Source organism: Anabaenopsis sp. NIES-4685, from assembly GCF_059725405.1.
The window spans coordinates 1,669,220-1,692,999 of sequence record NZ_AP043602.1 but is presented as its reverse complement, the minus strand read 5'-3'; the positions used below and the strand labels follow the sequence as shown (position 1 = coordinate 1,692,999).

At 42.2% G+C, this 23,780-nt stretch carries 18 protein-coding genes and 2 pseudogenes; 10 read left to right on the top strand and 10 right to left on the bottom strand.

The window, feature by feature from the left end; translation table 11 throughout:
• Window positions 1–8 precede the first annotated feature (8 nt).
• Entirely contained in the window at window positions 9–371 is a 363-nt protein-coding gene (locus AC6IZ0_RS07415; RefSeq protein ID WP_497725629.1) for a putative quinol monooxygenase, read from the bottom strand.
• Between the two features lie 90 nt (window positions 372–461).
• Window positions 462–2,909, bottom strand: coding sequence for a phosphoenolpyruvate synthase (ppsA, locus tag AC6IZ0_RS07410; RefSeq protein WP_497725628.1), 2,448 nt, complete (start codon window positions 2,907–2,909; stop codon window positions 462–464).
• 170 nt (window positions 2,910–3,079) lie between these two features.
• Here ppsA and AC6IZ0_RS07405 point away from each other — a divergent pair.
• A pseudogene (locus tag AC6IZ0_RS07405) lies at window positions 3,080–3,483 on the top strand (hypothetical protein).
• 470 nt (window positions 3,484–3,953) lie between these two features.
• Complete coding sequence (locus AC6IZ0_RS07400) at window positions 3,954–5,015, top strand: tellurite resistance TerB family protein (protein WP_497725627.1); 1,062 nt, start codon at window positions 3,954–3,956, stop codon at window positions 5,013–5,015.
• 182 nt (window positions 5,016–5,197) lie between these two features.
• Here AC6IZ0_RS07400 and AC6IZ0_RS07395 read toward each other — a convergent pair whose 3' ends face one another.
• Both AC6IZ0_RS07395 and glyA read right to left on the bottom strand, forming a co-directional pair.
• Complete coding sequence (locus tag AC6IZ0_RS07395; protein ID WP_497725626.1) at window positions 5,198–6,448, bottom strand: competence/damage-inducible protein A; 1,251 nt, start codon at window positions 6,446–6,448, stop codon at window positions 5,198–5,200.
• Window positions 6,449–6,594: 146 nt separating this feature from the next.
• A pseudogene (gene glyA / locus AC6IZ0_RS07390) lies at window positions 6,595–7,877 on the bottom strand (serine hydroxymethyltransferase).
• 278 nt (window positions 7,878–8,155) lie between these two features.
• On the opposite strand from glyA, the gene AC6IZ0_RS07385 reads away from it, so the two are divergent.
• Entirely contained in the window at window positions 8,156–8,353 is a 198-nt protein-coding gene (locus tag AC6IZ0_RS07385; RefSeq protein ID WP_497725624.1) for a hypothetical protein, read from the top strand.
• 81 nt (window positions 8,354–8,434) lie between these two features.
• Window positions 8,435–8,911, top strand: a complete 477-nt coding sequence (locus AC6IZ0_RS07380; RefSeq protein ID WP_497725623.1) for a Tic20 family protein — start codon at window positions 8,435–8,437, stop codon at window positions 8,909–8,911.
• 3 nt (window positions 8,912–8,914) lie between these two features.
• On the opposite strand, the gene AC6IZ0_RS07375 is transcribed toward AC6IZ0_RS07380, so the two are convergent.
• Window positions 8,915–9,688 (bottom strand): fumarylacetoacetate hydrolase family protein, encoded by a 774-nt coding sequence (locus tag AC6IZ0_RS07375; protein ID WP_271734187.1) that lies wholly within the window; start codon window positions 9,686–9,688, stop codon window positions 8,915–8,917.
• 234 nt (window positions 9,689–9,922) lie between these two features.
• Here AC6IZ0_RS07375 and rpsF point away from each other — a divergent pair, with 234 nt between their 5' ends.
• Window positions 9,923–10,270: a 30S ribosomal protein S6 gene (gene rpsF, locus AC6IZ0_RS07370; protein ID WP_280791404.1), complete on the top strand. Its 348-nt coding sequence runs from the start codon at window positions 9,923–9,925 to the stop codon at window positions 10,268–10,270.
• Between the two features lie 103 nt (window positions 10,271–10,373).
• Here the strand turns inward: rpsF and AC6IZ0_RS07365 are convergent, their stop codons facing one another.
• Complete coding sequence (locus AC6IZ0_RS07365) at window positions 10,374–10,721, bottom strand: STAS domain-containing protein (protein WP_271734189.1); 348 nt, start codon at window positions 10,719–10,721, stop codon at window positions 10,374–10,376.
• 423 nt (window positions 10,722–11,144) lie between these two features.
• On the opposite strand from AC6IZ0_RS07365, the gene AC6IZ0_RS07360 reads away from it, so the two are divergent.
• A complete protein-coding gene (locus AC6IZ0_RS07360; protein WP_497725622.1) occupies window positions 11,145–11,774 on the top strand; it encodes a DedA family protein in 630 nt (209 codons plus the stop codon).
• 36 nt (window positions 11,775–11,810) lie between these two features.
• On the opposite strand, the gene AC6IZ0_RS07355 is transcribed toward AC6IZ0_RS07360, so the two are convergent.
• The 4 genes from AC6IZ0_RS07355 to AC6IZ0_RS07340 form a co-directional block, all read right to left on the bottom strand.
• Window positions 11,811–13,007 (bottom strand): argininosuccinate synthase, encoded by a 1,197-nt coding sequence (locus AC6IZ0_RS07355; protein ID WP_497725621.1) that lies wholly within the window; start codon window positions 13,005–13,007, stop codon window positions 11,811–11,813.
• Window positions 13,008–13,063: 56 nt separating this feature from the next.
• Window positions 13,064–15,469 (bottom strand): hypothetical protein, encoded by a 2,406-nt coding sequence (locus AC6IZ0_RS07350; RefSeq protein WP_497726018.1) that lies wholly within the window; start codon window positions 15,467–15,469, stop codon window positions 13,064–13,066.
• Between the two features lie 210 nt (window positions 15,470–15,679).
• Window positions 15,680–16,105 (bottom strand): hypothetical protein, encoded by a 426-nt coding sequence (locus tag AC6IZ0_RS07345; RefSeq protein WP_271732122.1) that lies wholly within the window; start codon window positions 16,103–16,105, stop codon window positions 15,680–15,682.
• A 636-nt stretch (window positions 16,106–16,741) separates the two neighbouring features.
• Complete coding sequence (locus tag AC6IZ0_RS07340; RefSeq protein WP_497725620.1) at window positions 16,742–18,931, bottom strand: PhoX family protein; 2,190 nt, start codon at window positions 18,929–18,931, stop codon at window positions 16,742–16,744.
• Window positions 18,932–19,636: 705 nt separating this feature from the next.
• On the opposite strand from AC6IZ0_RS07340, the gene AC6IZ0_RS07335 reads away from it, so the two are divergent.
• The 4 genes from AC6IZ0_RS07335 (at window position 19,637) to AC6IZ0_RS07320 (ending at window position 23,756) form a co-directional block, all read left to right on the top strand.
• Window positions 19,637–20,617 carry a glycosyltransferase family 2 protein gene (locus AC6IZ0_RS07335; RefSeq protein ID WP_271732124.1) on the top strand — a complete coding sequence of 327 codons (981 nt, stop codon included), beginning with the start codon at window positions 19,637–19,639 and terminating at the stop codon, window positions 20,615–20,617.
• 135 nt (window positions 20,618–20,752) lie between these two features.
• Entirely contained in the window at window positions 20,753–21,535 is a 783-nt protein-coding gene (gene rpsB / locus AC6IZ0_RS07330) for a 30S ribosomal protein S2 (RefSeq protein WP_497725619.1), read from the top strand.
• Window positions 21,536–21,791: 256 nt separating this feature from the next.
• Complete coding sequence (gene tsf / locus AC6IZ0_RS07325) at window positions 21,792–22,736, top strand: translation elongation factor Ts (protein WP_497725617.1); 945 nt, start codon at window positions 21,792–21,794, stop codon at window positions 22,734–22,736.
• Window positions 22,737–22,886: 150 nt separating this feature from the next.
• Window positions 22,887–23,756: a hypothetical protein gene (locus AC6IZ0_RS07320; protein WP_497725616.1), complete on the top strand. Its 870-nt coding sequence runs from the start codon at window positions 22,887–22,889 to the stop codon at window positions 23,754–23,756.
• Window positions 23,757–23,780: the final 24 nt, after the last annotated feature.

The following is a 23,780-nucleotide window of genomic DNA, read 5'->3' as shown; positions in this document are numbered from 1 at the left end:
GGGCTTTGTCAACGTCTAAAACCATACTCAAGGGTAAAAAACTGCGGCTTCAAGTCGGCTAAGGGTTCCCTGAGTTTACTTAGTTCTGCTTCTGGTCCGTGAATTTCCAAACGAGTCAGCTCGGCAATTTTCAGGGCTTCTTCGAGTAAGTAACCAACATTATCAAGATGAGTTAGCAGTCCCTCTGCATCTTCATACCCTTCACGACAGTGAACTTGGTCTTGATCAAAACTAAATCCATAATAGAGACACTTAGATTCTTCACTAGTTTTTTTGACAAATTGCTCACACAAATCCTTGAAAGCGTCTAGCTTCCCACTATTAACTTGGAAGTAGGGGACAATGGTACAGCATTTATCTTCAGTGGGCATAAATTTCTTGTAGTAATTGTTAACGTGGTTATCTACCTGAAATTACATTTACCACGTCTTTAAGCAAACTTATTGGGTTAAATGCCGATTTTAGATATTTTCCTCTACCTTTGCTATCTCCAATAGTGTTTTTAAGACCGAATCGGGATTAAGACTAATAGAATCAATTCCTTCTTCCACTAAAAACCGCGCAAATTCTGGGTAATCGCTGGGTGTTTGTCCACAAATGCCGATTTTACGCTGCTGCTTTTTAGCGGATTGTATAGCCATTTTGACCATTTGCTTAACTGCTGGGGTGCGTTCATCAAACAAATGTGCTACTAATGCCGAATCTCTATCTAATCCTAGGGTTAGCTGGGTTAAGTCATTGGAACCGATAGAAAAGCCATCAAAAACTTGTGCAAACTCCTCAGCCATAATCACATTACTAGGTAACTCACACATAACATAAACCTGTAAGCCATTAACACCTTGTTTGAGATGATTTTTTGCCATTTCCGCCAACACTAAACGCCCCTCATCGGGAGTGCGACAGAAGGGAATCATGGGGATGACATTAGTCAAACCCATATCATCTCGTACTCCCTTGATGGCTTGACACTCCAGAGCAAAACCTTCTCTGTAACCCGGGTCATAGTAACGTGATGCTCCGCGCCAACCCAGCATGGGGTTTTCTTCCTTGGGTTCAAACTGCTGACCGCCTAAGAGATTAGCATATTCATTGGTCTTGAAATCTGACATTCTCACAATTACCGGCTTAGGATAAAAAGCCGCCGCAATTCTGCTTATACCCTGGGCTAATTTATCGACAAAATACTGGGGTTTGTCTTCGTAAAGGGCGGTAATTTGATCAATTTTGGTTTTGACTTCATCCTCTAGCTTTTCATAGTGAATCAAGGCCATAGGATGAACTTGGATGTGGTTAGCAATAATAAATTCTGTGCGTGCTAAACCAACTCCGTCGTTGGGAATTGCAGATAAACTTAATGCTTCTTGGGGGTTACCCACATTCATTAAAATTTGGGTACGGGTGCGGGGTAAGTTTTCTAAAGCAACTTCTTTAATTTCAAAGGGTAACAAGCCATGATAGACTCTACCTTCATCACCCTCGGCGCAAGAAATGGTGACTTCTTGACCGGTTTTTAATATGGCTGTAGCATTGCCACATCCCACAATTGCGGGTACTCCCAATTCTCGCGCAATAATGGCCGCGTGACAGGTGCGCCCACCAGCATTAGTAATAATCGCCCCGGCGCGTTTCATAATTGGTTCCCAGTCTGGGTCTGTTCTCTGTGTTACTAATATGTCTCCTGGTTCAAACTGTTCAATCTTATTGACATTTAAAATTAGCTTAACTTTACCTTGAGCAATGGCTTCGCCAATGGCGCGACCAGTCACTAGGGGTTGGGGGGGGTTGGCTTCCTTATGGGTTTTAACGAAGTGATAGCTGCGTAATAGGTTTCCTGTTTTCTGTGATTGGACTGTTTCGGGTCGGGCTTGGACAATGAATAATTGATTAGTAATCCCATCTTTAGCCCATTCAATATCCATGGGGGAGTAATTACCGTTGGCTTGGGTATAGTGGTCTTCTATTAAACAAGCCCAATGTGCCAGTTGGAGAATTTCGCTATCACTGAGGGCAAATTTACCTTGTTCTGTTTCCGGGACTGGGACATTTTTTGTATGTTTTGAGCCATCATCATAAATCATTTTTAGCTCTTTGCTGCCCAATTTCTTATCGATGATGGGGCGAAAACCTGCTTTTAATGTCGGTTTAAATACGTAGTATTCATCGGGGTTGACGGTTCCTTGAACTACGTTCTCTCCTAAACCGTAGGCGGCGTTAATTAGTGCTGCATCTTTAAACCCGGTTTCGGTGTCAATGGAGAACATGACCCCGGATGTGGCTAGGTCGGAACGTACCATTTTTTGAACGCCGACGGTGAGGGCAATGCTAAAGTGGTCAAATCCCTTGGTGTGGCGATAGGAAATGGCGCGATCTGTAAATAGGGATGCAAAGCAACGATGACAAGCTGCTAGGACTCCCTCTACACCGACAACATTTAAGTAGCTTTCTTGCTGTCCGGCAAAACTAGCGTCGGGAAGGTCTTCGGCGGTGGCGCTAGAACGGACTGCTACATCTGTGTCTTGGTGATATTTCTTACATAATTTTAGATATGCGGTGGCGATCGCATCCCGTAAGTCTTGAGGAAACGGTGTTTCCATGACTAGCAATCGGGCTTTTTTGCCTCGTGCTTTTAAATTTGTGACATCTTCAACATCCAAGTCAGCAAACAGTTGACGTAATTTGGCTTCTAACCCTGCTGAGGCGATGAAATAGCGATAAGCGTAGGCGGTGGTAGCAAATCCCGTGGGGACGTTTACCCCTTGATGTGTCAGTTGTTGAATCATTTCTCCCAGTGAGGCATTTTTCCCACCTACTAGGGGTATATCACTAATACCAATTTCATCAAACCAGAGAATGAGCGATCGCGCTTTATCAGATTGAAAACCTGTATTCTGAGATACTGTAACCATCTGTATTACCTCTCAAGTAGACGCTTTGGTTGTCAGTGATTCTTAAAATATTTTTCCCATGTCTAATTTTATCCTTAATACTTGAGATTGTGCTATTAGATGCAACAATATAGTTAGAAAATTAAATTTTCGAGATCATAACCAGAGCACAGTCCCAGATTGATCATACAATGGCACAACTAGAAAGACTACTACAAATGGCTGAAGATGAACTAACTCAATACAGTACTGATGCCCGCAAAATTGAAAAAATGCGCCGTAAAATCGGTTTGTCTGTATCGATGGTGGAACAGAGGCAAGTTAAAGCTGAACTATTAGCTACCATGAAACCTAATATTATTACTAATCTGGTGGAAGAACAAAGGCAAGCAGTAGCCTTACCATTTTGGGGCATGCAGGGTTAGGTTTGTTATTCGGAATTTCCGTCAATCAACCGGTGCTTTTATTAGCAGGTGTGCTGGGGAGTGTAGCGGCTTTCCGAATCCAAAAGTGGGGATGGCAATTACAAGCGAAGCGTTTATTATTAAAAACTCTCGAAGATATTGAGGCACGGGTGTACCCACCCAGAAACTAAAGCGGATTTTACGTATATATCCGTAATTTTTGTGTATGATTACAAACAATTTAGAGGTAACATCTTGCTCATGGTATAGAAATCTATTGCTAGCTGGTTAAAAATTCTTACCATAGATGAAATTAATTTACCAGATCATTCCAGCAAGAGATAATTACTGCTATGGTAATTGAATTGTAGAGTAATTGTAGAGTAAATATTAAGGATAAAATATTTAAGAATCCCAGGGTTAAACAAAACACCAATATTACTATATATGCTGTGGATCTTAGTATGACTGAAATTTAGGGTCAGGTCAATCAGGAGTTTGACAAAGATGGTAGGCTTAATTGGCACTCTTTGTTACTCATGAGATATCCAGTTAACTAAACAATAGCGAATCCTTGGTACAAGAGGTTAGCTAAATTACGAAAGTGACCATTGTGACTTTTAATATGCTCGTACTACTTAAGAAATAGGAGGTAGTAATTATGACTAAATATGATCAGATTTTTAATTCTACAAAGACCACCAAAGAATCACTGACTCCAGAAGAAGCAGTAGCAGCGATGGCAGTGGTGACAGAAATTGCTCATTATTCCATAGAGGAAGCGGATGCAGAAGTTTTAGCGAGTATCCTGTGGGACCTTGAAGTTTTTGAGGAATACTCAGAAGATGGAATTGCCCAAATAGTTCATAGACTGATAGACATTGCTGCAAATGAGGGACTGGGAAGCCTATTTAATGTTGCGAGTAAAAGCCTTACCCTGGAACTAGTGCTAGATGCTTTTGCTGTGGGGGTAATGGTGATTATAGATGAAGACGATTTAATTATCCCCAAAGACAAACAGCCGTATCTCAAGCAATTACAGAAAGCTTTAGACTTGGAAGATGAAGAAGCCTATGAAATCATACAAGAAGTAATTGCCGCCTATCAAGAAGGAGAAGAAGCACTTTACCTAGAAGACGAGAACGACATAATCATAGACAGAGATTATGGCGAAGATGTATATGAATCGCCCTCTGGTAATTTTTCAGTTCCCATTCCTGTTGACCCACGGCAGGGAGGTCAGGTAAAAAGTGAAGACGGGGTGGTGGGCTTTTTTGATAGTTTCGGTACTATGCTGAGAATTGATCATTACCCCATATCCTCAGAACAACTAGAACAGGTAGAATCTATTGGGCAGGAAGAATATTTGCAGTCAATTTTGCTCAACAAGTATGTTCCAGAAGTAATTTTTACTAATCTGCCCAAGGCAGAAGTCATATATACTGAGTATTTAAAAAACGCTATTGAAGGTTCTTTCTTTGCGTTAATTGATATGCCCCAGGGGTCAACAATTCCCCAAGCACAAAATAACGGTAATACTACCAGACTAGACGCATACCGAGGGCTTTTAGCATTTATGCATTCTAACTATTTATATATAGTTAGCAGTCAGGAAAGCTTTGATAGGGGTGAAAAACCCAGTTCTATTAAAGAAGGAGCCGAGGAGATTAAGGAGAGTATTTTGGATTTTGTGGAAACTATAGACTTCATCGAAACCGATTAAAAGTTCCAAGGGGGTGAAAAACCCCCTTCTAGCTTAATTCTCTAGGCCAATTAAATGAAATCTGGTGGAAATAAGAGTGTTAAAACTCTTGTGGGGATCCCGTTGCTATAACGCAACCTTAAATTTTAAATTTTAAATTTTAAATTTAAGTTTTAGTTGATAAATCATCTGTGAGTAATGAATTAAATCCTAACTATTAAGCGCCGCAGCAAATCCAAAGCTGTATTAGCACTGACATGACGAATTAAAGCACGTCCCCGCATCGCTCCAAAGCGATACTCAAAACTAGTCACTTCATCCTGCGGTCCGGCTAAACCGATGTAAACTAAACCCACGGGTTTAGTATCAGTTCCTCCAGTGGGGCCAGCAATACCAGTAATACTTAATCCCCAGGTAGTTGACAGGCGGTTTTTCACCCCCATAGCCATTTGTTCAGCAACAGTAGCACTGACAGCGCCAAATTTATCTAAATCCTCTGGGTTCACTCCTAGTAACTTGACCTTGGCGGAGTTATCATAAGCAATTACCCCACCGCAAAAGTAATCAGAACTACCGGAAATATCCGTTAACATTTGTCCCAGTCCTCCACCTGTACAGGACTCGGCTACGGAAATAGTCTCAGTTTTAATACGTAATAATTTACCAACAACAGCCGCTAAAGTATCATTACCACTACCGTAGTAATCTAACCCAGCAATGTCTTTTAGCTGTTTCTCCACAGGGGTAATTAAAGCCTCTGCGGCTTCTGTTGTGGGGGCTTTGGCGGAAATGCGTAATCTGACTTCGCCTTTACCGGCGTAAGGGGCGACGGTGGGGTTAGGTAAGTTAAAATACGGGGCAACTTTTTCTGCTAGAGCTGATTCACCAATACCCCAGAACTTTAAACTGCGGCTGTAAATAATTTCTTTTCCCCAACCTTGATTTTTGAGAAAAGGTACTGCTGTTTCTGTCCACATCTGATGCATTTCTGAGGGAACCCCAGGAAAGGTAAAAATGGTTACATTAGGTCTGGGTTGCCAAATAATCCCTGGGGCTGTCCCACTGGGATTAGGTAAAATTTCTGCACCTTGGGGAATTAATGCTTGTTTGCGGTTGGTAGGGCTCATGACCCGACCTCGTTGGGCGAATTTATCGGTAATGTCTGCAATGATTTCTGGACGTTCTATCAAAGGAACGCCAAAAAAATCGGCGATGCTTTCACAGGTGAGGTCGTCGGGTGTGGGACCTAAACCACCGGTGAAAATCAGAATTTGCGCCCTTGATATGGCAATTTCTATGACTTGTTTGACTCTTTCTGGGTTATCGCCTACTACTGTTTGATAGTAGTGGGGTATTCCTAGTTGGGCTAGTTGTTGGGCTATATATTGGGAGTTACTATTCAGGATGTCCCCTAGGAGTAGTTCTGTACCAACACAAATAATTTCTGCACTCATGGAGGTGAATGGGGTTAAGAAGAGGTTTTTTTAGGTCAAGTCGCAAAGGCGCAAAGGTATCAGGAGTTCAAGGTTTGATTTTTTATCCCCTCTGTATTTTGGCGACTTTCTCAACCGATACAACTTCTACCTTTGCGCGAATTTAACTAAGCTAAGGCTGGTACGGGAATGTGCAGATGTGGGTACAAGGGGAAGCGATCGCACAATGCCGCTACCCGTTGGCGACAATCTTGTGTTACTGTCTCAGAACCGGGGGAAAGTAGCCTATCAGCGATAATATTACCAATCTCGGTAAATTCTGCGATCCCCATACCCCGTGTAGTCATAGCTGGGGAACCCAATCTTAGACCACTAGTAACAAATGGTGATTTTGGGTCAAAGGGAACTGTATTCTTATTGGCGGTAATATTTACCTCACTCACCAGTTGATCAGCTTGTTTACCTGTGAGTCCAATATTCTGTAAATCTACTAACATTAAATGGTTATCTGTCCCATTAGACACCAGCTTTAACCCACGGGTTTGCAGTTGACTAGCCAAAGCCCGGGCATTATCAATTACTTGAGCCGAATACTGTTGAAAATCGGGTTTTAGTGCTTCCCCAAAAGCCACTGCCTTACCGGCGATGACGTGTTCTAGGGTCCGCCTTGGCTACCGGGAAAAACTGACTTATCTAGCTTCTTACCCAACTCAGCATCCCGGGTCAAAATCAAACCACCACGGGGACCGCGGAGAGTTTTATGGGTCGTGGTTGTCACTACATCACAGAAAGGAATCGGGCTTGGGTGCAGACCGCTAGCCACTAAACCCGCAATATGGGCAATATCTGCTAGTAAGTAAGCTCCTACTTCATCGGCAATGCTGCGGAACTTTTCAAAGTCAATCACCCGGGGATAAGCCGAATATCCGCAGATTATGAGCTTAGGACGCTCCCTTAGCGCCTGCTCGCGGATTTGTTCGTAGTCTAGCTGTTCTGTTTCTTGACTAACACCATAGTGGCAAACTTGGAACCACTTTCCGGAAACATTTACCGGCGAACCGTGGGTCAGATGTCCACCATGGGACAAATCCATACCCATTATTTTATCACCTGGTTGCAACAATGTCAAGAAAACTGCAAAATTTGCCTGAGCGCCGGAGTGGGGTTGGACATTAGCATGAGCGGCACCAAATAGCTGTTTAGCTCGGTCGATGGCTATTTGTTCGATTTGATCAACAAATTCACAACCGCCATAATAACGTTTACTTGGTAAACCTTCGGCATATTTATTAGTTAATACTGAACCTTGAGCCGCTAGTACCGCAGCTGAGGTAAAGTTTTCACTAGCAATTAATTCTAGGTGCTGGCGTTGACGCTGTAGTTCTTGGTTAATTAACTCAGCGATGGCGGGATCGGAGTTAGCCAAAATTTCGGAATTGGTTTTAGTCACTGAAAGTTATCCTTGGTAGAAATTTGCTCAACAATCTGTTTCTAGTTCCTGTGGAGGAGGGATGAGGGCGTGTTTACCCTGGTACATTGAGGGTAAAACCCATAGCTCTTGAATCTCAAATTTTACCCTTGATGGGGAATAGGTTATTTTACCTTTCGTTACATACTTTGGTTTTTTAGGTCGTTATACATACAATAAGTTAAAGTTCACCGGATTTTTGAGTGCGATCGCGATTTTTTATGAGGTGAGCCATTGTTAGCATTTTGGAATCGGATGCGATGTTAGTCATTTTAATGGATAATCAAATCCTTGCTCCTGGGAAAGTTTGCCAATCTTGTTTACTGGTTGACGGTAGCGGTCAACCCCGTTGGTATGGGGGTCAACTGCGATGTGCTCAAGCTATTCACAAACTGGCGGCACAGCAAGCACAGCAATATGAATGTATGATGGGTTTCCGAATTGCCGATATTGAATAATCGGATTTTGCCGCTAGACTACATAACTGCGTTATCCTAGGCTCAAGTAACTCTTGAAATTTAGCCATAGGAGAACCCACAATGACTTGGCGCGGGTCTACAACGGTTCCTGACCGGATTTTTGCTTGTTTACCTTATTTACTCCCCCTGGTTGAAAGTCTCAGCTTTGGTAGCTTTTTGTTTGGACAGTTTCCTGTACTAAAATTGCTGCTTATCCCTTTGAGTCCCATAGTAGCAATTTATGGCAGTATTCCCTATGCTAGTCTGATTATTTTCTTGGCTTTGTTTGCCCTGGTAATCAGAAACGAAAAAATAAATCACTTTATTCGTTTCAATACTATGCAAGCAATTCTTCTAAGCATTGTTTTATTTTTGTGTTCCATCCTACTGGAAGTTGTGGGTTTGGTTCCTGGTGCTGGCTTGGCCACAGAAACCCTCACAAACACCATCTTTATCGGCATATTAGCAGCATTTGTATATTCTGTAGCCCAATCCTTGTTGGGGCGTTATGCAGAAATTCCCGCCATTTCCGATGCAGTGCATATGCAAATACGGTAAGTGTTAACGTTTGGTGACTGTGTTCTCTAGGCGACCAATGCCTTCAATTTCTACCCGAATGCGATCGCCGATGTGTAATTGTCCTACGCCAAATGGCGTACCGGTAAGCACTACATCCCCTGGTAGTAGTGTCATCACCTGACTAATGTAGGAAACTAGGACATCAGGGGGAAATACCATCTCATCAATACAAGCAGATTGCACAGGAGTGCGATCGTCATTCAAGAAAGTCTGTAACCTCGCACCGGGATTTACTTCGCGCACAATCCAAGGACCTAGGGGACAGAAGGTATCAAAACCCTTGGCGCGAGTCCATTGGCCATCCTGTTGTTGTAAATCCCGTGCCGTGACATCGTTAGCGACAGTATAGCCCCAAATTTTAGTTTGGGCTTCTTCTGGTGTGCAGTCACAAGTGCGATCGCCAATTACTAGTGCTAGCTCACCCTCGTAGTCCACCCGCTGGGACTGGGGAGGATACTTAATCTGTGTTTCCGTAGGAATAATAGACGTTGATGGCTTGAGAAATATTAATGGTTCTTTGGGGACTGTAGATCCCATTTCCTGAGCATGGTCTGCATAATTCTTCCCTACCGCCACTACTTTTGAGGGCGCACATGGGGTGAGAATTTGATAATTTTCCGGTTCTAGAATTAAATCCGTGGGTTGTCCTTCTAACCAGGGTGGAGCATCTAACACCTGCACGCTCAGGGATAGTTGTAGCAATCCATAGTAAATCTTGCCTTCTAGATTTTGAACTCGCACATAGCGCTGCGCCATAAACTTGATGAATATCCTTTTGTTTGCGATTACAAGCTGCTTTGGATTTTAGAGCCAATCTAAAATCTAAAATCTAAAATCTAAAAATTGGCGCATTTGGCTCATGATTTTGATGAAAAACTGATAAGATTATAATTCCTTGTTGCTGAAATGTTGATAATTATTAGTATCATTTGTGATATTAATGTATCAAATCACATCAGCAGCCCTTTGTCCATAAGGTGACTGAAAATCATGTCTATAGTTTACGAAACAATTTACATTCTCCGTCCAGACCTAGGAGATGAACAGGTAGAGCAAGCAATTGCTAAATACCAAAACTTGCTGACTGAACAAGGTGCTGAAAACATCGAAATTCAAAACCGTGGTAAACGTCGCCTAGCTTATGAAATTAAAAAGCATCGGGATGGCATTTATGTTCAAATGAACTACACAGGCCCCGGAAATGCCATCGCTGTTATGGAACGTGCTATGCGTTTGAGTGAAGAAGTAATTCGTTACTTGACCATTAAGCAGGAACTACCAAAGGAAACAGCACCAGCAGAAGCAGAAGCAGAACAGACAGAAGCTGTTGCTGTCTAACAAGGCAATGTCACACTTGCGTAGCTGATACCTTGAAAACAAGAATCCCCGAGTTTTTAATTCGGGGAATTTCAACGTTACAATCTGACCATAGGTGAATATATCAAGCCACCACTAGATTTTTATCATGGCTGTGAGTGAAAATATCCTCATAAGTATCAAAAATTTCAAATACTGAGTCCAGCTGTGTTAGCTCCAAAATTAATCTCACCGGAGCTTGTACGTTACACAAAACTAGACGACAATTATTTTCACGCGCAGAAGTTAGTCCATTGATGAGGGGGACTAATCCTGAACTGTCCATGAAATCTACTTCTGACATATCAAGAACCCAGAGTTGATGAGGCCGGGGTACCACTTCAAGCATCTGTTTGCTAAAAGCCATTCCACCTTGCAAGTCTATACTGCCGTGGGGCTTAAATAAAACTACTTGATCTTGTGAGATAATCATGAATTTAACAAACTAGTTGGAACACGTGACAGAACAGAAATTTGACATCAATACTGATTCGGTTTCAACGACAAAATCACTGTTTTATCTTTAAAATGTCGTATAATTTATTATGACTCCTATAAGTATACGCATGATTGTCTACTAATTTCGGTATCAAGGGTATCTTTTACCATATCTTTATATCTTACCATACCATTGATAAATATTTAATAAAAACCGCTAAATAAAGTTGCATAAATATACATTTAATGCTTGGGGATGGAGTCAAGGTTTGGAGAGACGTGTAAATCTGCATCCAAAAATCTCCTTGACAAGTGGCAATCTGGAAATTTCCATTGTGGAAGCAGCTTGATTGACACCTCAGCCATAGAAGCGCCAAGATATATAAAAGGTAAAAAATTGTAAAGGCGGCGGTGCGGGATGTCTGTTGATCTGATTTCACTAGAAAACATCCAGGAATTTGCTCACCAGTACGGTTACTGGGCAATTTTTTGGGGAATTTTGCTAGAAAATTTGGGCATTCCTCTTCCAGGTGAAACCGTAACCCTAGTGGGCGGGTTTCTCTCCGGTAGTGAAGAACTAAACTATTGGTTAGTTCTTAGTGATGCCGTTGCAGGTGCTGTCATTGGTGGTGCTTGCGGCTATTGGCTTGGTAAATGGGGCGGCTGGCCTTTTCTAGTAAAAATAGGTAAACTCTTTCGGATTTCCGATGAGCGGTTATTGAATATTAAAGATCAATTTAGTGAAAATGCGACTAAAGCCGTATTTTTTGGGCGTTTTTTCGCATTGTTACGGATTTTTGCCGCACCACTGGCTGGTATAGCCGAAATGCCTTTCAGAAAATTCTTTTTGTACAACTTAGCAGGAGCCACCGCCTGGGCCAGTCTCATGGTAACCTTAGCTTTCTTTGCTGGTAGAGTTGTCTCCCTAGAACAACTAGTTGCTTGGGTGAGTCAATTTGCGATCGCAGCCTTACTAATCCTTGTTACCTTGATTGTCATACCCATCTGGTTAGAATCCCGCCAGGTCAAGGGCGCGTCCGGTGAGTAAGTAAAACGGGGACTACAGTCCCCACATACCCTCAGATTAAGATTGAGAAGCCCAAATGCGAGTGGGTAAGCCCCAAACGTAAATAAACCCTTCAGCTGCTTTATGGTCAAACTGGTCTTCAGAACCATAAGTCGCTAAATCGGGGCTATAGAGTGAATGGTCACTCCAACGCCCGACAATGGTGGCGCTACCTTTAAACAGTTTGACTCGCACAGTTCCCATAACACGTTCCTGTGTTTTTTGAATAAAAGCATCTAGTGCGCCTTTCAGGGGGCTGTACCACAGACCATTATAAACAATTTGGGTGTAAGTCTCTTCAATACCTCGCTTGTAGTGGCTGACATCTGCTGTTAGAGTCAGACTTTCTAAATCCCGGTGTGCCTGAATTAACACCAGCATCGCCGGCGATTCGTAGATTTCCCGGGACTTAATCCCCACTAGGCGGTTTTCAATCATATCTATGCGGCCAATACCGTGATTTCCTACTACCTGATTGAGCTGTTCAATTAACTCCACTGGGTTTTTAGGTGTACCGTTGAGGCTGGTGGGAATACCACGGGTAAAACCAATTTCAATGTACTCGGGTTCATTCGGCGTGTCAGCGATCGCCTTAGTCATTTCATAAATTTCAGCTGGTGGTTCCGCCGCAGGATCTTCCAGTACGCCAGCTTCGATACTACGACCAAGTAAATTTTTATCAATGCTGTAGGGGGAGGACTTTTTCACCGGTGAGGGGATACCAAATTGCTCACCATAAGCGATGGTTTGCTCGCGACTCATTCCCCATTCTCTCGCTGGTGCAAGGATCTTCAATTTGGGGTCAAGTGCAGCACAAGACACATCAAAGCGCACCTGATCATTACCCTTACCAGTGCAACCATGAGCGATCGCATCAGCACCATATTTATGAGCAGTTTCTACTAATATTTTGGCAATTAACGGGCGAGCCAGAGCAGTCCCCAAAGGATAACGATTTTCATAGAGGGCGTTGGCTTGAATGGCCGCAAAGGCATAATCTTTAACAAAACTGTCTTTCACATCAGCCACCAATGACTCACTAGCACCGGATTTGAGCGCTTTTTCTCGGATTGGCTCTAATTCATCTCCCTGACCCAAATCTGCTGCGAGGGTAATCACCTCCTCCACACCCCACTCATTTTTCAGGTAGGGAATACAAACAGAGGTATCCACCCCCCCAGAATATGCCAAAACAACCTTTTTAGCGCGACCCATTGGTTTCTCCAGTTAGAAAAACAAAGAATGAGTCATCATTATAAGGTATGTAGGCTTTAAAAATTACCTCTGAGAAACAGAGTAAATACATTCTCGTTGATTTTCAATTCCTGTCCATTGTTATCTATGCCAAAGTCGTACTCATTATTACTCCAGGATAGGTTAAATATAGGACTATTCTGATTGCTACCGATTCTCCATCTAGCTCCCGCACCATAAACAGCACGAGCGGCATTTTCATTCACGGGATTATAATAGGCTGATAATGACAAATTTTGGCTAAATTGAATACCAGCACTTGCCAGCAAAGTATTTTTAATTGCATCCGGTAAAACATCCCCAAAATAGTTAGTTAAACCGAACCAAAAATTACCTAAATTAGCCCTAGCTCTCAGGTTAATAGAATTTACAAAGTCATTGGATCGAGTTTCCCTGTCAAAAGCATAATTAACCCCCGTGGAGATGACTAAATTACTATTCCGATTCCAGGGGATAACTTTATCAATACTACCTGTAACTTGACTGTAATTATCAACATCTGGATTAATATAACCAATTATGGCTCCAGAAAAACGCCATCTGTCCGCAGTATTTTTCGTATAATCTAGACCGCTGTAAGCTTGAATTTCTTCTGCGCCGATCACACCTGTATAATATCGCCAAACATCCTGACTCCCAGTAATATTACCACTGAAACTCAAATGTGGTACATATACTGTTTCTTGTGTATATTTGCTAGATGTGACACTATTCGCCTCTTGATTAAAAACAGTCACATAAACTTGAGCATAAAAATTCGCTACATTCAGAGGTGAAAAACTTTGATTATTAATAGTAGATCTAAAATCTATATTAGACTCAGACCCCCCTTCTAAACCCTGAGAGGATAATATTTTCAGGTTACCAATATCTTCAAAACGAGTACTAACACCAGAACTACGTTGGATAGTTGGTGACGCTCCTACCCAAATACTATTAAAACTAGCAGCAGGTACTTGTGACAAACTTGTCAATCCTGGGGGAATACTCTCGGCTCTAGCAATTCCGCCATGATAAGCAGTTAAACTATTAGCAGGAATTCTCACGTTATTAGCAGCTAAAAACAAATTTCTGTTAACAGTCCTCCTCCCAGAAGGTTTGTGATGATTATCCCCTGGTGAAGCTAAATTGTTTTTCCCACTTGAGTTAAATCTGGTTTCTGAACTAGCTATGTTGGGTACAATATCAGGTAATACACTATATCCCAATTGCAAAGCTGTATTCAACAAAGTATTATCATCATTTAAAATGAAGCTAAAGCCGCGTACAGTTCGACCCATGACAGCTTCCCGGTCATTCATCCTCACAATTTGCCTAACTATAGAATAACTGGCAACAGGAGTATTTTCAACTTCTTCTTTTCTAATGACTGACATTTGGTCGCCATTACTATTACCAACCAATGCGCCGGTGTTGGGTATTAACAAATCTATACCAATTTGTTGACCATTTTCTAACCCGGGTTGAAATTCCGGTTTCCTGATTTCTTCTGCTGTTGTTGTTGCTACTACATCCCCCAGTGTTGCAGTTTGGGAAATCCTAAATGGTAGTAGATTATCAGAGTTAATATTCCCAGATTGTAAAGCCGGAATATATGTACATATTTGATCGGGGTTAGTCCCAGGAAAGATACATGAACCTGTCATACTCAATTGCAGGTTTGTACCCAACACAGTTTGTGGTTGTTTAAAGCTAACAGTAACTTCTCTAGTTTGTCTGGTGGTTTGCAGTTGTAAATATTCTCCTATTTGGTCTACAGTCAAGATATTATTTGTTGTTAAGTTTTCCTTAACTGTTCCGTTCAGCTTGACAATTCCGTTAATATTAAAAATATTATTGGGGCTATTATTAAAGTTGTAACCTAAATTTAATCGTCTCTCGGTTAAGTGGTCAATCAATAGACCATTGATAGGTAAGGTAGTTGTGCGGCGATGGATTTTTCGCTCATCAGCAATCCTCGGAGCAATGATATATTCTTGATTATCCCCTGGATGTGGTTTTTCTATTGCTAATTTTTGTTTAATTTCTAATTCATCAACTTTAGGTTGTGAAACTAATTCTAGGGTGTGAGATTCTGTGGTCTTAGTAGGTGTACAAGAATGAATTATAGAATTACTTGTTAGTAAGTCCCTGACGGCGGTAAATTCTGCTTGTCCAGGATGAATGAACGGACAAAAGGTAACGTGAGAACTAGTTTCTGATAAATTTGTCACCTTTAGCTGGTGGATAATACCAGATGCTGATATGTCCTCCAGATTATTAAATATTTTCTTTTCCACCTCGGAAGTGGCAAAAAGTTCTAATTGGCTATTGCTTGTATTTTTAGATATCTCAGCAACTGCTGTTTGAGCAAGGAATATCACTGCTGAACTCAAGAGAAGACCAATTGTTAAGTTTAATTTTTGGTAGTGCAGAATCAGCATAGACACTTATTACCAGTCCTGAAATAATTATCAAGTCTGGTTAAAAGATTATCATAGGGATTTATGGTTTGTATTTTTTTTCTAACTTAAAAAAAGTTAGGGCTAAAAGAATTGGATGACGGTATCAATTTAACTGCCCCTATTGATAATTTTAAATTCTTGACACCCTAACAATTTTTTTTAAATAAAAGCGCTACCATCCCAGATTACTTAAAATCCAGTTTCTATGGTTCCAATGGGGAGTTCTGTGAAGGTAGCAATGCTGTTAGCTTGGGCGGTTTCTAAAGCAGAATCAACCCCACCTGTCATAGTAACATTGTTGTAAACTTCGCTCTCAGACTGACCACCTTCTTCACTGAAGGAATAATTCCCACTATCGCTGATGATTTCAATCACGCCAGCACTACCTAAAGCAGTTGCGGAAATCACACCAGAGTTGGATGTGGCTAAAGCAGCAGCATCGTTTTTACCAATAGCGCCAGCCGCAGTCATTTCAACTACTAAACCATTTTCATTAAGTGTAGCTGCTACAGCCCCAGCAGCAGCGCCTTCACCAGCAGAGGCTACAGAACCAAAACCCAATACACTGGCGGAAACTGCAACTAAGGCGATCGCTACTTGTTTGTGGAATTTCATCAACTTGTACTCCTCTTATTTCAACTTTGATCTAGTTGCGATGTATACACATTAACCTCTGTAGGTTGCTAATTTCCTCACTATTAGTTACTTTTAGTACCACAGAGAAAGCTTACAACATGTGTATAACTACCATCAATACTATTTAGTATCTGATTAAAAAAGAGGTTATACTTTAGCGTCCTTAAGGTTAACTTTAAGTTAAGTTTTGCCTGGTTAAGTAATTATCAATAAAGTTGAAGCTAGGCTGGTTGTGAGAGATACTAATCTTTAGTTAACGATTAATTAAAGTTAAGATCACCTCTAAATGTTATGTCAATGGATATCTTATAATCGATATCTTATGAATACCTCACTCTCTGAACTACGTTCAGATACATTTGAGAGGTTTTCGTAATTTCCCACTATTCATCCCTACCTTGCTTTGCACCAAGGTAGGGACTTTCGTGTTGGCGTTAATTATAAATTAATAATAGATAAAACTTAATCTGCAAACTTATATCTGTAATTTGACAATTCTCCTGGAGGTGATACCCTAGGTCAGATATCCAACCCATAACCCAGCAAAAAATATCCCCGACTATTATGAAGTCGAGGATAGGAAAATAATCTTGACGCTTGTGACCTGTCTAGGATTTAAGTACCAATAATACCGCCGTCATTCTTGGTAATTACCACGGTAGCAGAACGGGGGCGACCGGATCGGCCATGACCTTGACTATGTGGCCAGTTGCTAACCTTGTTGGGTTCCTCAGTAGTACCACCATCGCCTGGATGCTGAATATTGATAAACATGGTTCTATGATCCGGTGTAGTAGTCACACCGGTGACTTCACACTCGGTGGGATTGGTAAGGAAAAGCTTGATCTGTCTAGGATCATTAGGGTTAGCACATAACATGGTGTTACTACCAATGTTGACTAAATTACCAGTACCATCACCGGAGTGGTCAGTTTGAATCCACAGACGACCATAGTAGTCAAACCACAGGCCATCGGGTGAGCTAAAGTCGTCACCGTTAATATTACCTTGCAGATTTGGCTCAGTTCTCTGGCTATCACCAGCTAAGACATAAATATCCCACTCAAAGGTAGTAGCTGCAACGCTGCGCCCAGTCTCCCGCCAACGGATAATGTGACCGTAACGGTTGTTCTCTCTGGGGTTAGCCGCATCCACAGGAGGACGAGCAGAACCTCCGGGGGTTGTGCCATCTGCACTATTCACCGATGCGGGTGTTGTACCGCGACGAGAGTTATTGGTTAATGTGCAGTAAACTTCAACTTCATTGAACCCACGAATGCGAGGACGCACAGCAACCCACTCTGGGCGGTCCATCATGGTAGCGCCAACTCTGTCCGCAGCCTGTCTGGTTTTAATCAGCACTTCTGCTTGGTTATTAAATCCATTTTCTGGTGTCAGTCCCCGTTGACCCCAAACTAGAGGTAGCCATTCACCGGTACCATTGTCATTGAACTTGGCAACGTAGAGAGTACCGTGGTCAAGGATATCACGGTTATTGGCACGCACTTTAGGATCGTAGGTACGAGAACAAACGAACTTATAGATATATTCGTTGACGTTATCGTCACCCATATAGAAAGCTAGACGGTTGTTGTCATCAACAACATATTGAGCGCTCTCGTGTCTGATGCGACCCATGGAAGTACGCTTAACTGGCTTGCTGTTGGGTTCGTAGGGGTCAATTTCCACTACCCAGCCGAATAAATGGGGTTCTAGGGGATTGTTAAAAGCGTCAAAGCGGGGATCAACCTCAGCCCAGCGATAGTAGTTAGAGGCTGCAGGGATACCATAACGTCTTTGTCCATTAACGATATCAGCCTTTTTACCCTCCAGACCTGGAATATTAACTATATCGTCATCTTGCCCAGCTACAAATGTGCTGTTAGCGAAATAACCTTGGAAGTTCTCTTCACAGGTGAGGTAAGTACCCCAGGGTGTTATACCATGGGCACAGTTATTGAGGGTACCATAGGCAGTGAAACCGTCATTCACCCCAATTTCAATTGATCCATTGGGTTGAATAGAGAATTTCTTAGACCTCATCAACGCATCGCCAGCCGCCGGACCCGAAACACGCATTTCCGTATTGACAGTAATGCGGCGACCATAGCGGGAATTGCGATCAACACTCCAACCACCCCCAAATCTATCCTTAGATACCTCTTGGATGGATACACCATGAGCAGCCTGAGATTTTCTGGCTTTCTCAATGGTCATTACAGTATTACCGTCAGTATGCAAGAAGTGTTCTTGAGTATACTCATGGTTAACACACAGTATTCCCCTACGATTGTAAGCTCGACCTTCTACAGGGACATCTAACCCCGATGTCCGGTTGTAATAGCTTTTTCCTGGTAGAGGGAAGAAGTGCATCCCGTCATGGTTCTCCCCCACTTGTTTTTCTTGGGCTGCTGCATCCTGAGAAGCATCGGGTAGCCAGTCAGGGGCACCAGGACATGATGGGGTCTCCCCAAGCCGATAAAATCCGCGCTGTGTAACCCGGGGAACACTAACTAAATCTTTCTCTAACAGTCCAGTTTCTGCGTTGCGGAGATTTGGTTCAATACTTTGGAAGCCTATACCAGCAAAGCCAAGCCCAGCAGGTACTGTGGATGTGGAAGCAGTTGCTGTTTGCAGCAAGCCGCTGACAGTGGTATCACCTAGAACTGCCAATATAGATGTACTGGCTGCTGTTACCACAAAGCGCCGGCGCTTCATGCTCACCCGTCCAATTACGTCGAGAATTGACTCATTACCGGATGGGTTGATGGTTATGTTGTTCTTCGGATGAAGATGACTTTTCATTTATAGTGACTCCGTTTAATCTTTATAACCAAAGCAATTTAGTTGGCACACTCAAACAAGACTTGAAGGGGATAATTGCAATATCCATTGAGTGGTTTTTACTCTTGTGATAACCAATTACCCATAGGTGAGGAAATTGGAAAATCAGATATTTTTCTGACTGAACATAAGCACCAATATTTTGTCCTCAATTTATGTAATAAAGATTAAAATATGGTTATAACCTGATTAATTTAAGTTTATTCAGTAGCTTTATTTGAGAATAATTATGTTTTATTTATCAATTAAATCACTGCTATTACAGCAGCTAAATTTCAGCTACAGGCTTATAATTTAGGTATTTAACCTTGGTTGACATTTATCTTAATTGAGACTTTTTTTTAGGTTATTAAAAATAATTCTCATTTAATTTTGAATAATAAACATTTACTCAGATATATCTTGATTAACAATAATTTCTGTGCATAGAAAAATACTCTAAATAAATATTAGTAAAATTCTTCTATAAATCGCTAAAACTATACTTGATTTATTATTTAATTTATGATTTGGAGTAACTAGGCAAAACTGTGTGACTCCAACTCAACACCCCTATAAACACCAGTAATAAAAAATGACTGCTCTATTTTTGATGAAAGCCAGGGGGCAGCTGGTATATTGTCCTTGTATCTAGAATATCTAGTCTATTGTTGTCTTATCCTGGAGATGGGTAATTCTGTTGTGGGTGAGACTGTGTTTTTCAGTGTTGTTATACCAACCTATAATCGCCGACCAATTCTAGAAAAGTGCCTCCGCGCTTTGGAGGTGCAAGAGTTGAGTGGATCAAGTGCATACGAAGTTGTTTTAGTAGATGATGGCTCTACTGATGGCACATTGGACTGGTTGAAAGCACATAAGGAAGAATTTCCCCATGTGCGATGGTTTGAGCAAGACCACGCCGGACCGGCGGCGGCTCGAAATTTGGGGATTTCCCAAGCACGGGGAGATATAATAGTTTTTATTGATAGTGATTTGGTGGTGGTGAATAATTTTCTGCAAGCCCATGGGGAGGCGCTGGTGCAGGGGCGCAAAAAACTAGGAAGCGATCGGGAAAGGCTACAGGAAGCAGATCGCTTTTTTACATATGGTGCAGTAATTAATACTTGCAATTTCCATGAACCCACGGCTGAACCCTATAAAATCACAGATTTTTCTGCGGCTTTTTTTGCTACAGGTAACGTAGCCATCCCCAAGCATTGGCTAGAGAAGGCGGGAATGTTCGATAATAGCTTCCAACTGTATGGTTGGGAAGACTTAGAATTAGGTGTGAGACTAAAAAAACTGGGGCTAAAACTAATTAAATGTCCAGCAGCAGTGGGCTATCATTGGCATCCACCATTTAACTTAGAACAAATTCCCCGTTTGATTGACCAAGAAATTCAACGCGGACGCATGGGAGTTTTATTTTATCAAAAGCATCCCTGTTGGGAAGTGCGAATGATGATTCAAATGACCTGGTTACATCGTTTACTGTGGGGTGTTCTCTCCCTGAATGGCTTACTGAATGAGCGGACTATGGCGCCTTTGTTGCGGTGGCTAATTAACTTAGGTAAACCCCAGTTAGCCTTGGAAGTTGCCCGAATTTTCCTTAATTGGTACAACGTCAAGGGAGTTTATGCTGCTTACGCCCAAGTCAGAAACCAGTAAAATTGAGTTGAAATAGTACATTTATTGTGATATGCTCGGAGGGTTGTCTAAACTCGCACATCCAGTAATTCGGGTGTTTCCTCACCGGGGAAATACTACTGGGTGGAGGTTTAACCCGAATAGGAGTAAAAAAATATGCCAGTAGTTTCATTGGCTCAAATGATGGAGTCAGGGGTACATTTTGGGCATCAAACCCGGCGTTGGAACCCAAAAATGTCTCCCTACATTTATACTTCTCGCAATGGCGTACACATCATTGACTTGGTGCAAACTGCCCAGTTGATGGAAGATGCTTATAGCTATATGCGATCGCAGTCTGAACAAGGTAAGAAATTCCTGTTTGTGGGGACAAAACGCCAAGCAGCCGGAATCGTTGCCCAAGAAGCGGCACGTTGTGGCTCTTTCTACATTAATCAGCGTTGGTTGGGTGGAATGCTGACCAATTGGGCAACCATCAAAACCAGAGCAGACCGTCTCAAAGATTTGGAACGCCGGGAAGAAAACGGCGCTCTAGATTTACTACCCAAAAAAGAAGCTTCTATGTTACGTCGCGAGATGGTGAAGCTTCAGAAATACCTGGGTGGGATTAAGAACATGCGGAAAGTACCCGATGTGGTGGTGATTGTAGACCAACGGCGGGAATATAATGCAGTTCAAGAATGCCAAAAACTGGGACTGCCTATTGTGTCTATGTTAGATACAAACTGCGACCCAGACGTAGTAGATATTCCCATACCAGCTAACGATGATGCCATCAGATCAATTAAACTGATAGTTGGCAAATTGGCGGATGCAATTTATGAAGGTCGTCACGGTCAGCTAGAAACTGACGAATACGAAGATTATGATGGTTCTGAGTATGACGAGGAGTACGAGGAGTACGAAGATGCTGACTCCACCTCTGACGACGAGGAATAATCATCATCAATCAGCATCTGGCGTTGCTGAGTGTTCAAAGGGGAAGAAACAAGTATGGCTAACGCCATGCTAATGAGAATAAGTATATTATGATTCCCCCTCCTCTCTTGAGGGGAGGGGGTGATGGGGGTGGGGTTCTTCTTTCACCATCTCTATCAGATTTCACAGCTTTTTCTTCCCCAGCCCTGAGTAAGATAGAAATACTCAACACCCGTGAGCGATAACAACTCAAGGTAAAGTTAGGAATTAAGGCAACATGGCGGAAATATCGGCAAAACTTGTCCAAGAGCTACGCCAAAAAACTGGTGCAGGCATCATGGACTGCAAAAAAGCCCTCAAGGAAAATGAAGGCGACATAGAAAAATCTATAGAATGGCTGCGACAAAAAGGCATTGCTTCGGCAGGGAAAAAAAGCGATCGCATTGCGGCAGAAGGTCTAGTAGAGACCTACATTCAACCTGGTGGTGAGGTTGGTGTACTCATAGAAGTTAACTGCCAAACCGATTTCGTCGCCCGTAACGAAGCGTTTAAAGCTCTCGTGAAAAACCTAGCCCAGCAAGCAGCCACAGCTGATAGTGTAGAGTCTTTATTGACTCAGCCCTATCTTGAAGATCAAAGCGTCACGGTAGACCAGTTTATCAAGCAAACCATTGCCCAGCTTGGTGAAAATATCCAGGTACGTCGCTTTATCAATTTTGCCATCCCAGAAGGTAAAGAAGGTATCGTAGACAGCTACATTCACACTGGTGGTCGAGTTGGGGTTTTAGTAGAGCTTAACGCCGAAACTGATTCAGCAGCTAAAAATGAAGAGTTTCAAACATTGGCGAAGAATGCTGCTATGCAAGTGGCTGCTTGTCCCAATGTTGAGTATGTTAGCATCGAGGAAATCCCAGCGGAAATTGCTCAAAAGGAAAAGGCGATTGAAATGGGGCGGGATGATTTGGCTAATAAGCCGGATAACATCAAAGAGAAAATTGTTCAAGGTCGCATTGAGAAACGCCTGAAAGAAATGACTTTGTTGGATCAGCCTTTCATTCGCGACCAGGGTATTTCTGTGGAAGACTTGGTAAAACAAGTTAAAGGCAAAGTAGGGGAACCTATCAAGGTGAGTCGCTTTGTGCGCTACATCCTGGGTGAAGGTATTGAGAAGCAAGAAAGTAATTTTGCCGAAGAAGTGGCTGCACAAATGGGTGCTAAGTAATTTTACTGGTGGTTATGAGTTATTTTTATAACTCTTTGGTTGTGTAATGACAGGTCAGTGATAATTAACTGGCCTGTGTTTTTTTGGGGTAGTGGTGGGTTGTCGAAGTTAGCGGTTTCGACCTAGGGTACACAGATAAGTAAGGAAGATATGACCAGAGCAATTGAGCTAATTGAACGGGATATTACAGCCTTACAAGAGGCTATCCGGGCGATCGCCAGGTCGCTCCAAAATGCTTATGCTAGTTATTGTCATAGTTTGGGAACAGCTTGCACCAAGCAGTTGATTTTGGCAAGTTACTATCTATGTACTCAAGGGTATCCCGAAAAGTTTCTCAATTTATCCCTGAATCAGCGCCAAAAGTTGCAGCAAGGTATCCGCAATTTGGGTACCCAAGGTGCAGAGTTATTAAGTTCTTATCTCCAAGCTCAAGGGATAAGCTCTGATCAAGTAGATGAAGTAGATGAGGAAGTCAGGAAGATGTTATCTGAGTCATCAGACTTACCTATGAGCAATGTAACTAAAAAAAATTCCCCGCCTGACTTATCCAACCCCATGGAAATATTAGAATGGCAAGAGAGCATAGAAGAATTCATCCAAGGTGTACTGAAAAATATCTCCCGTGAGACAAATCTTTTATTACAAAAATTTTCTATTATAACCGAAAAAATACCGGAACCTCTTTTAGAAGCAGCTGCGGCGGTTATGGAACCAAATGCCACGCTATCGCTATCAGAAGCATCTGTTCAGGTTATACCAGGGCTACCCAACCTGTTAAACTTGGTGGTGGAAATTGAAAATGAACAAAGTCCGGAAAACTCAAAACTCACACAGGTTATGGCGATTAATCTCCGATTGGCAGAAATGGAATTTGCTGATACAAAAGTTTCATCTGATCGTAAACAAATTCGCCATATTCTAGTTCAACTTCAGAGCGTAGGACGAGATTATCAAAAAAAGCAACGGGAGCGCTCAGTTGCTCAAGCTGAGTCTGCATGGCGCGCGAGTTGGCTTGAGTAGAGATATTCCCATTTACCCCATTCC

Excerpts from the sequence above, each read along its gene's own strand:
- AC6IZ0_RS07415 (WP_497725629.1), bottom strand. The coding sequence starts at position 371 with ATGCCCACTGAAGATAAATGCTGTACCATTGTCCCCTACTTCCAAGTT.
- AC6IZ0_RS07400 (WP_497725627.1), top strand. The coding sequence starts at position 3,954 with ATGACTAAATATGATCAGATTTTTAATTCTACAAAGACCACCAAAGAA.
- AC6IZ0_RS07340 (WP_497725620.1), bottom strand. The coding sequence starts at position 18,931 with ATGAAAAGTCATCTTCATCCGAAGAACAACATAACCATCAACCCATCC.
- ppsA (WP_497725628.1), bottom strand. The coding sequence starts at position 2,909 with ATGGTTACAGTATCTCAGAATACAGGTTTTCAATCTGATAAAGCGCGA.
- AC6IZ0_RS07385 (WP_497725624.1), top strand. The coding sequence starts at position 8,156 with ATGTTAGTCATTTTAATGGATAATCAAATCCTTGCTCCTGGGAAAGTT.
- AC6IZ0_RS07335 (WP_271732124.1), top strand. The coding sequence starts at position 19,637 with ATGGGTAATTCTGTTGTGGGTGAGACTGTGTTTTTCAGTGTTGTTATA.
- AC6IZ0_RS07320 (WP_497725616.1), top strand. The coding sequence starts at position 22,887 with ATGACCAGAGCAATTGAGCTAATTGAACGGGATATTACAGCCTTACAA.
- rpsF (WP_280791404.1), top strand. The coding sequence starts at position 9,923 with ATGTCTATAGTTTACGAAACAATTTACATTCTCCGTCCAGACCTAGGA.
- AC6IZ0_RS07355 (WP_497725621.1), bottom strand. The coding sequence starts at position 13,007 with ATGGGTCGCGCTAAAAAGGTTGTTTTGGCATATTCTGGGGGGGTGGAT.
- AC6IZ0_RS07375 (WP_271734187.1), bottom strand. The coding sequence starts at position 9,688 with ATGGCGCAGCGCTATGTGCGAGTTCAAAATCTAGAAGGCAAGATTTAC.
- AC6IZ0_RS07365 (WP_271734189.1), bottom strand. The coding sequence starts at position 10,721 with ATGATTATCTCACAAGATCAAGTAGTTTTATTTAAGCCCCACGGCAGT.
- AC6IZ0_RS07395 (WP_497725626.1), bottom strand. The coding sequence starts at position 6,448 with ATGAGTGCAGAAATTATTTGTGTTGGTACAGAACTACTCCTAGGGGAC.
- AC6IZ0_RS07380 (WP_497725623.1), top strand. The coding sequence starts at position 8,435 with ATGACTTGGCGCGGGTCTACAACGGTTCCTGACCGGATTTTTGCTTGT.
- rpsB (WP_497725619.1), top strand. The coding sequence starts at position 20,753 with ATGCCAGTAGTTTCATTGGCTCAAATGATGGAGTCAGGGGTACATTTT.
- AC6IZ0_RS07345 (WP_271732122.1), bottom strand. The coding sequence starts at position 16,105 with ATGAAATTCCACAAACAAGTAGCGATCGCCTTAGTTGCAGTTTCCGCC.
- tsf (WP_497725617.1), top strand. The coding sequence starts at position 21,792 with ATGGCGGAAATATCGGCAAAACTTGTCCAAGAGCTACGCCAAAAAACT.
- AC6IZ0_RS07360 (WP_497725622.1), top strand. The coding sequence starts at position 11,145 with ATGTCTGTTGATCTGATTTCACTAGAAAACATCCAGGAATTTGCTCAC.
- AC6IZ0_RS07350 (WP_497726018.1), bottom strand. The coding sequence starts at position 15,469 with ATGCTGATTCTGCACTACCAAAAATTAAACTTAACAATTGGTCTTCTC.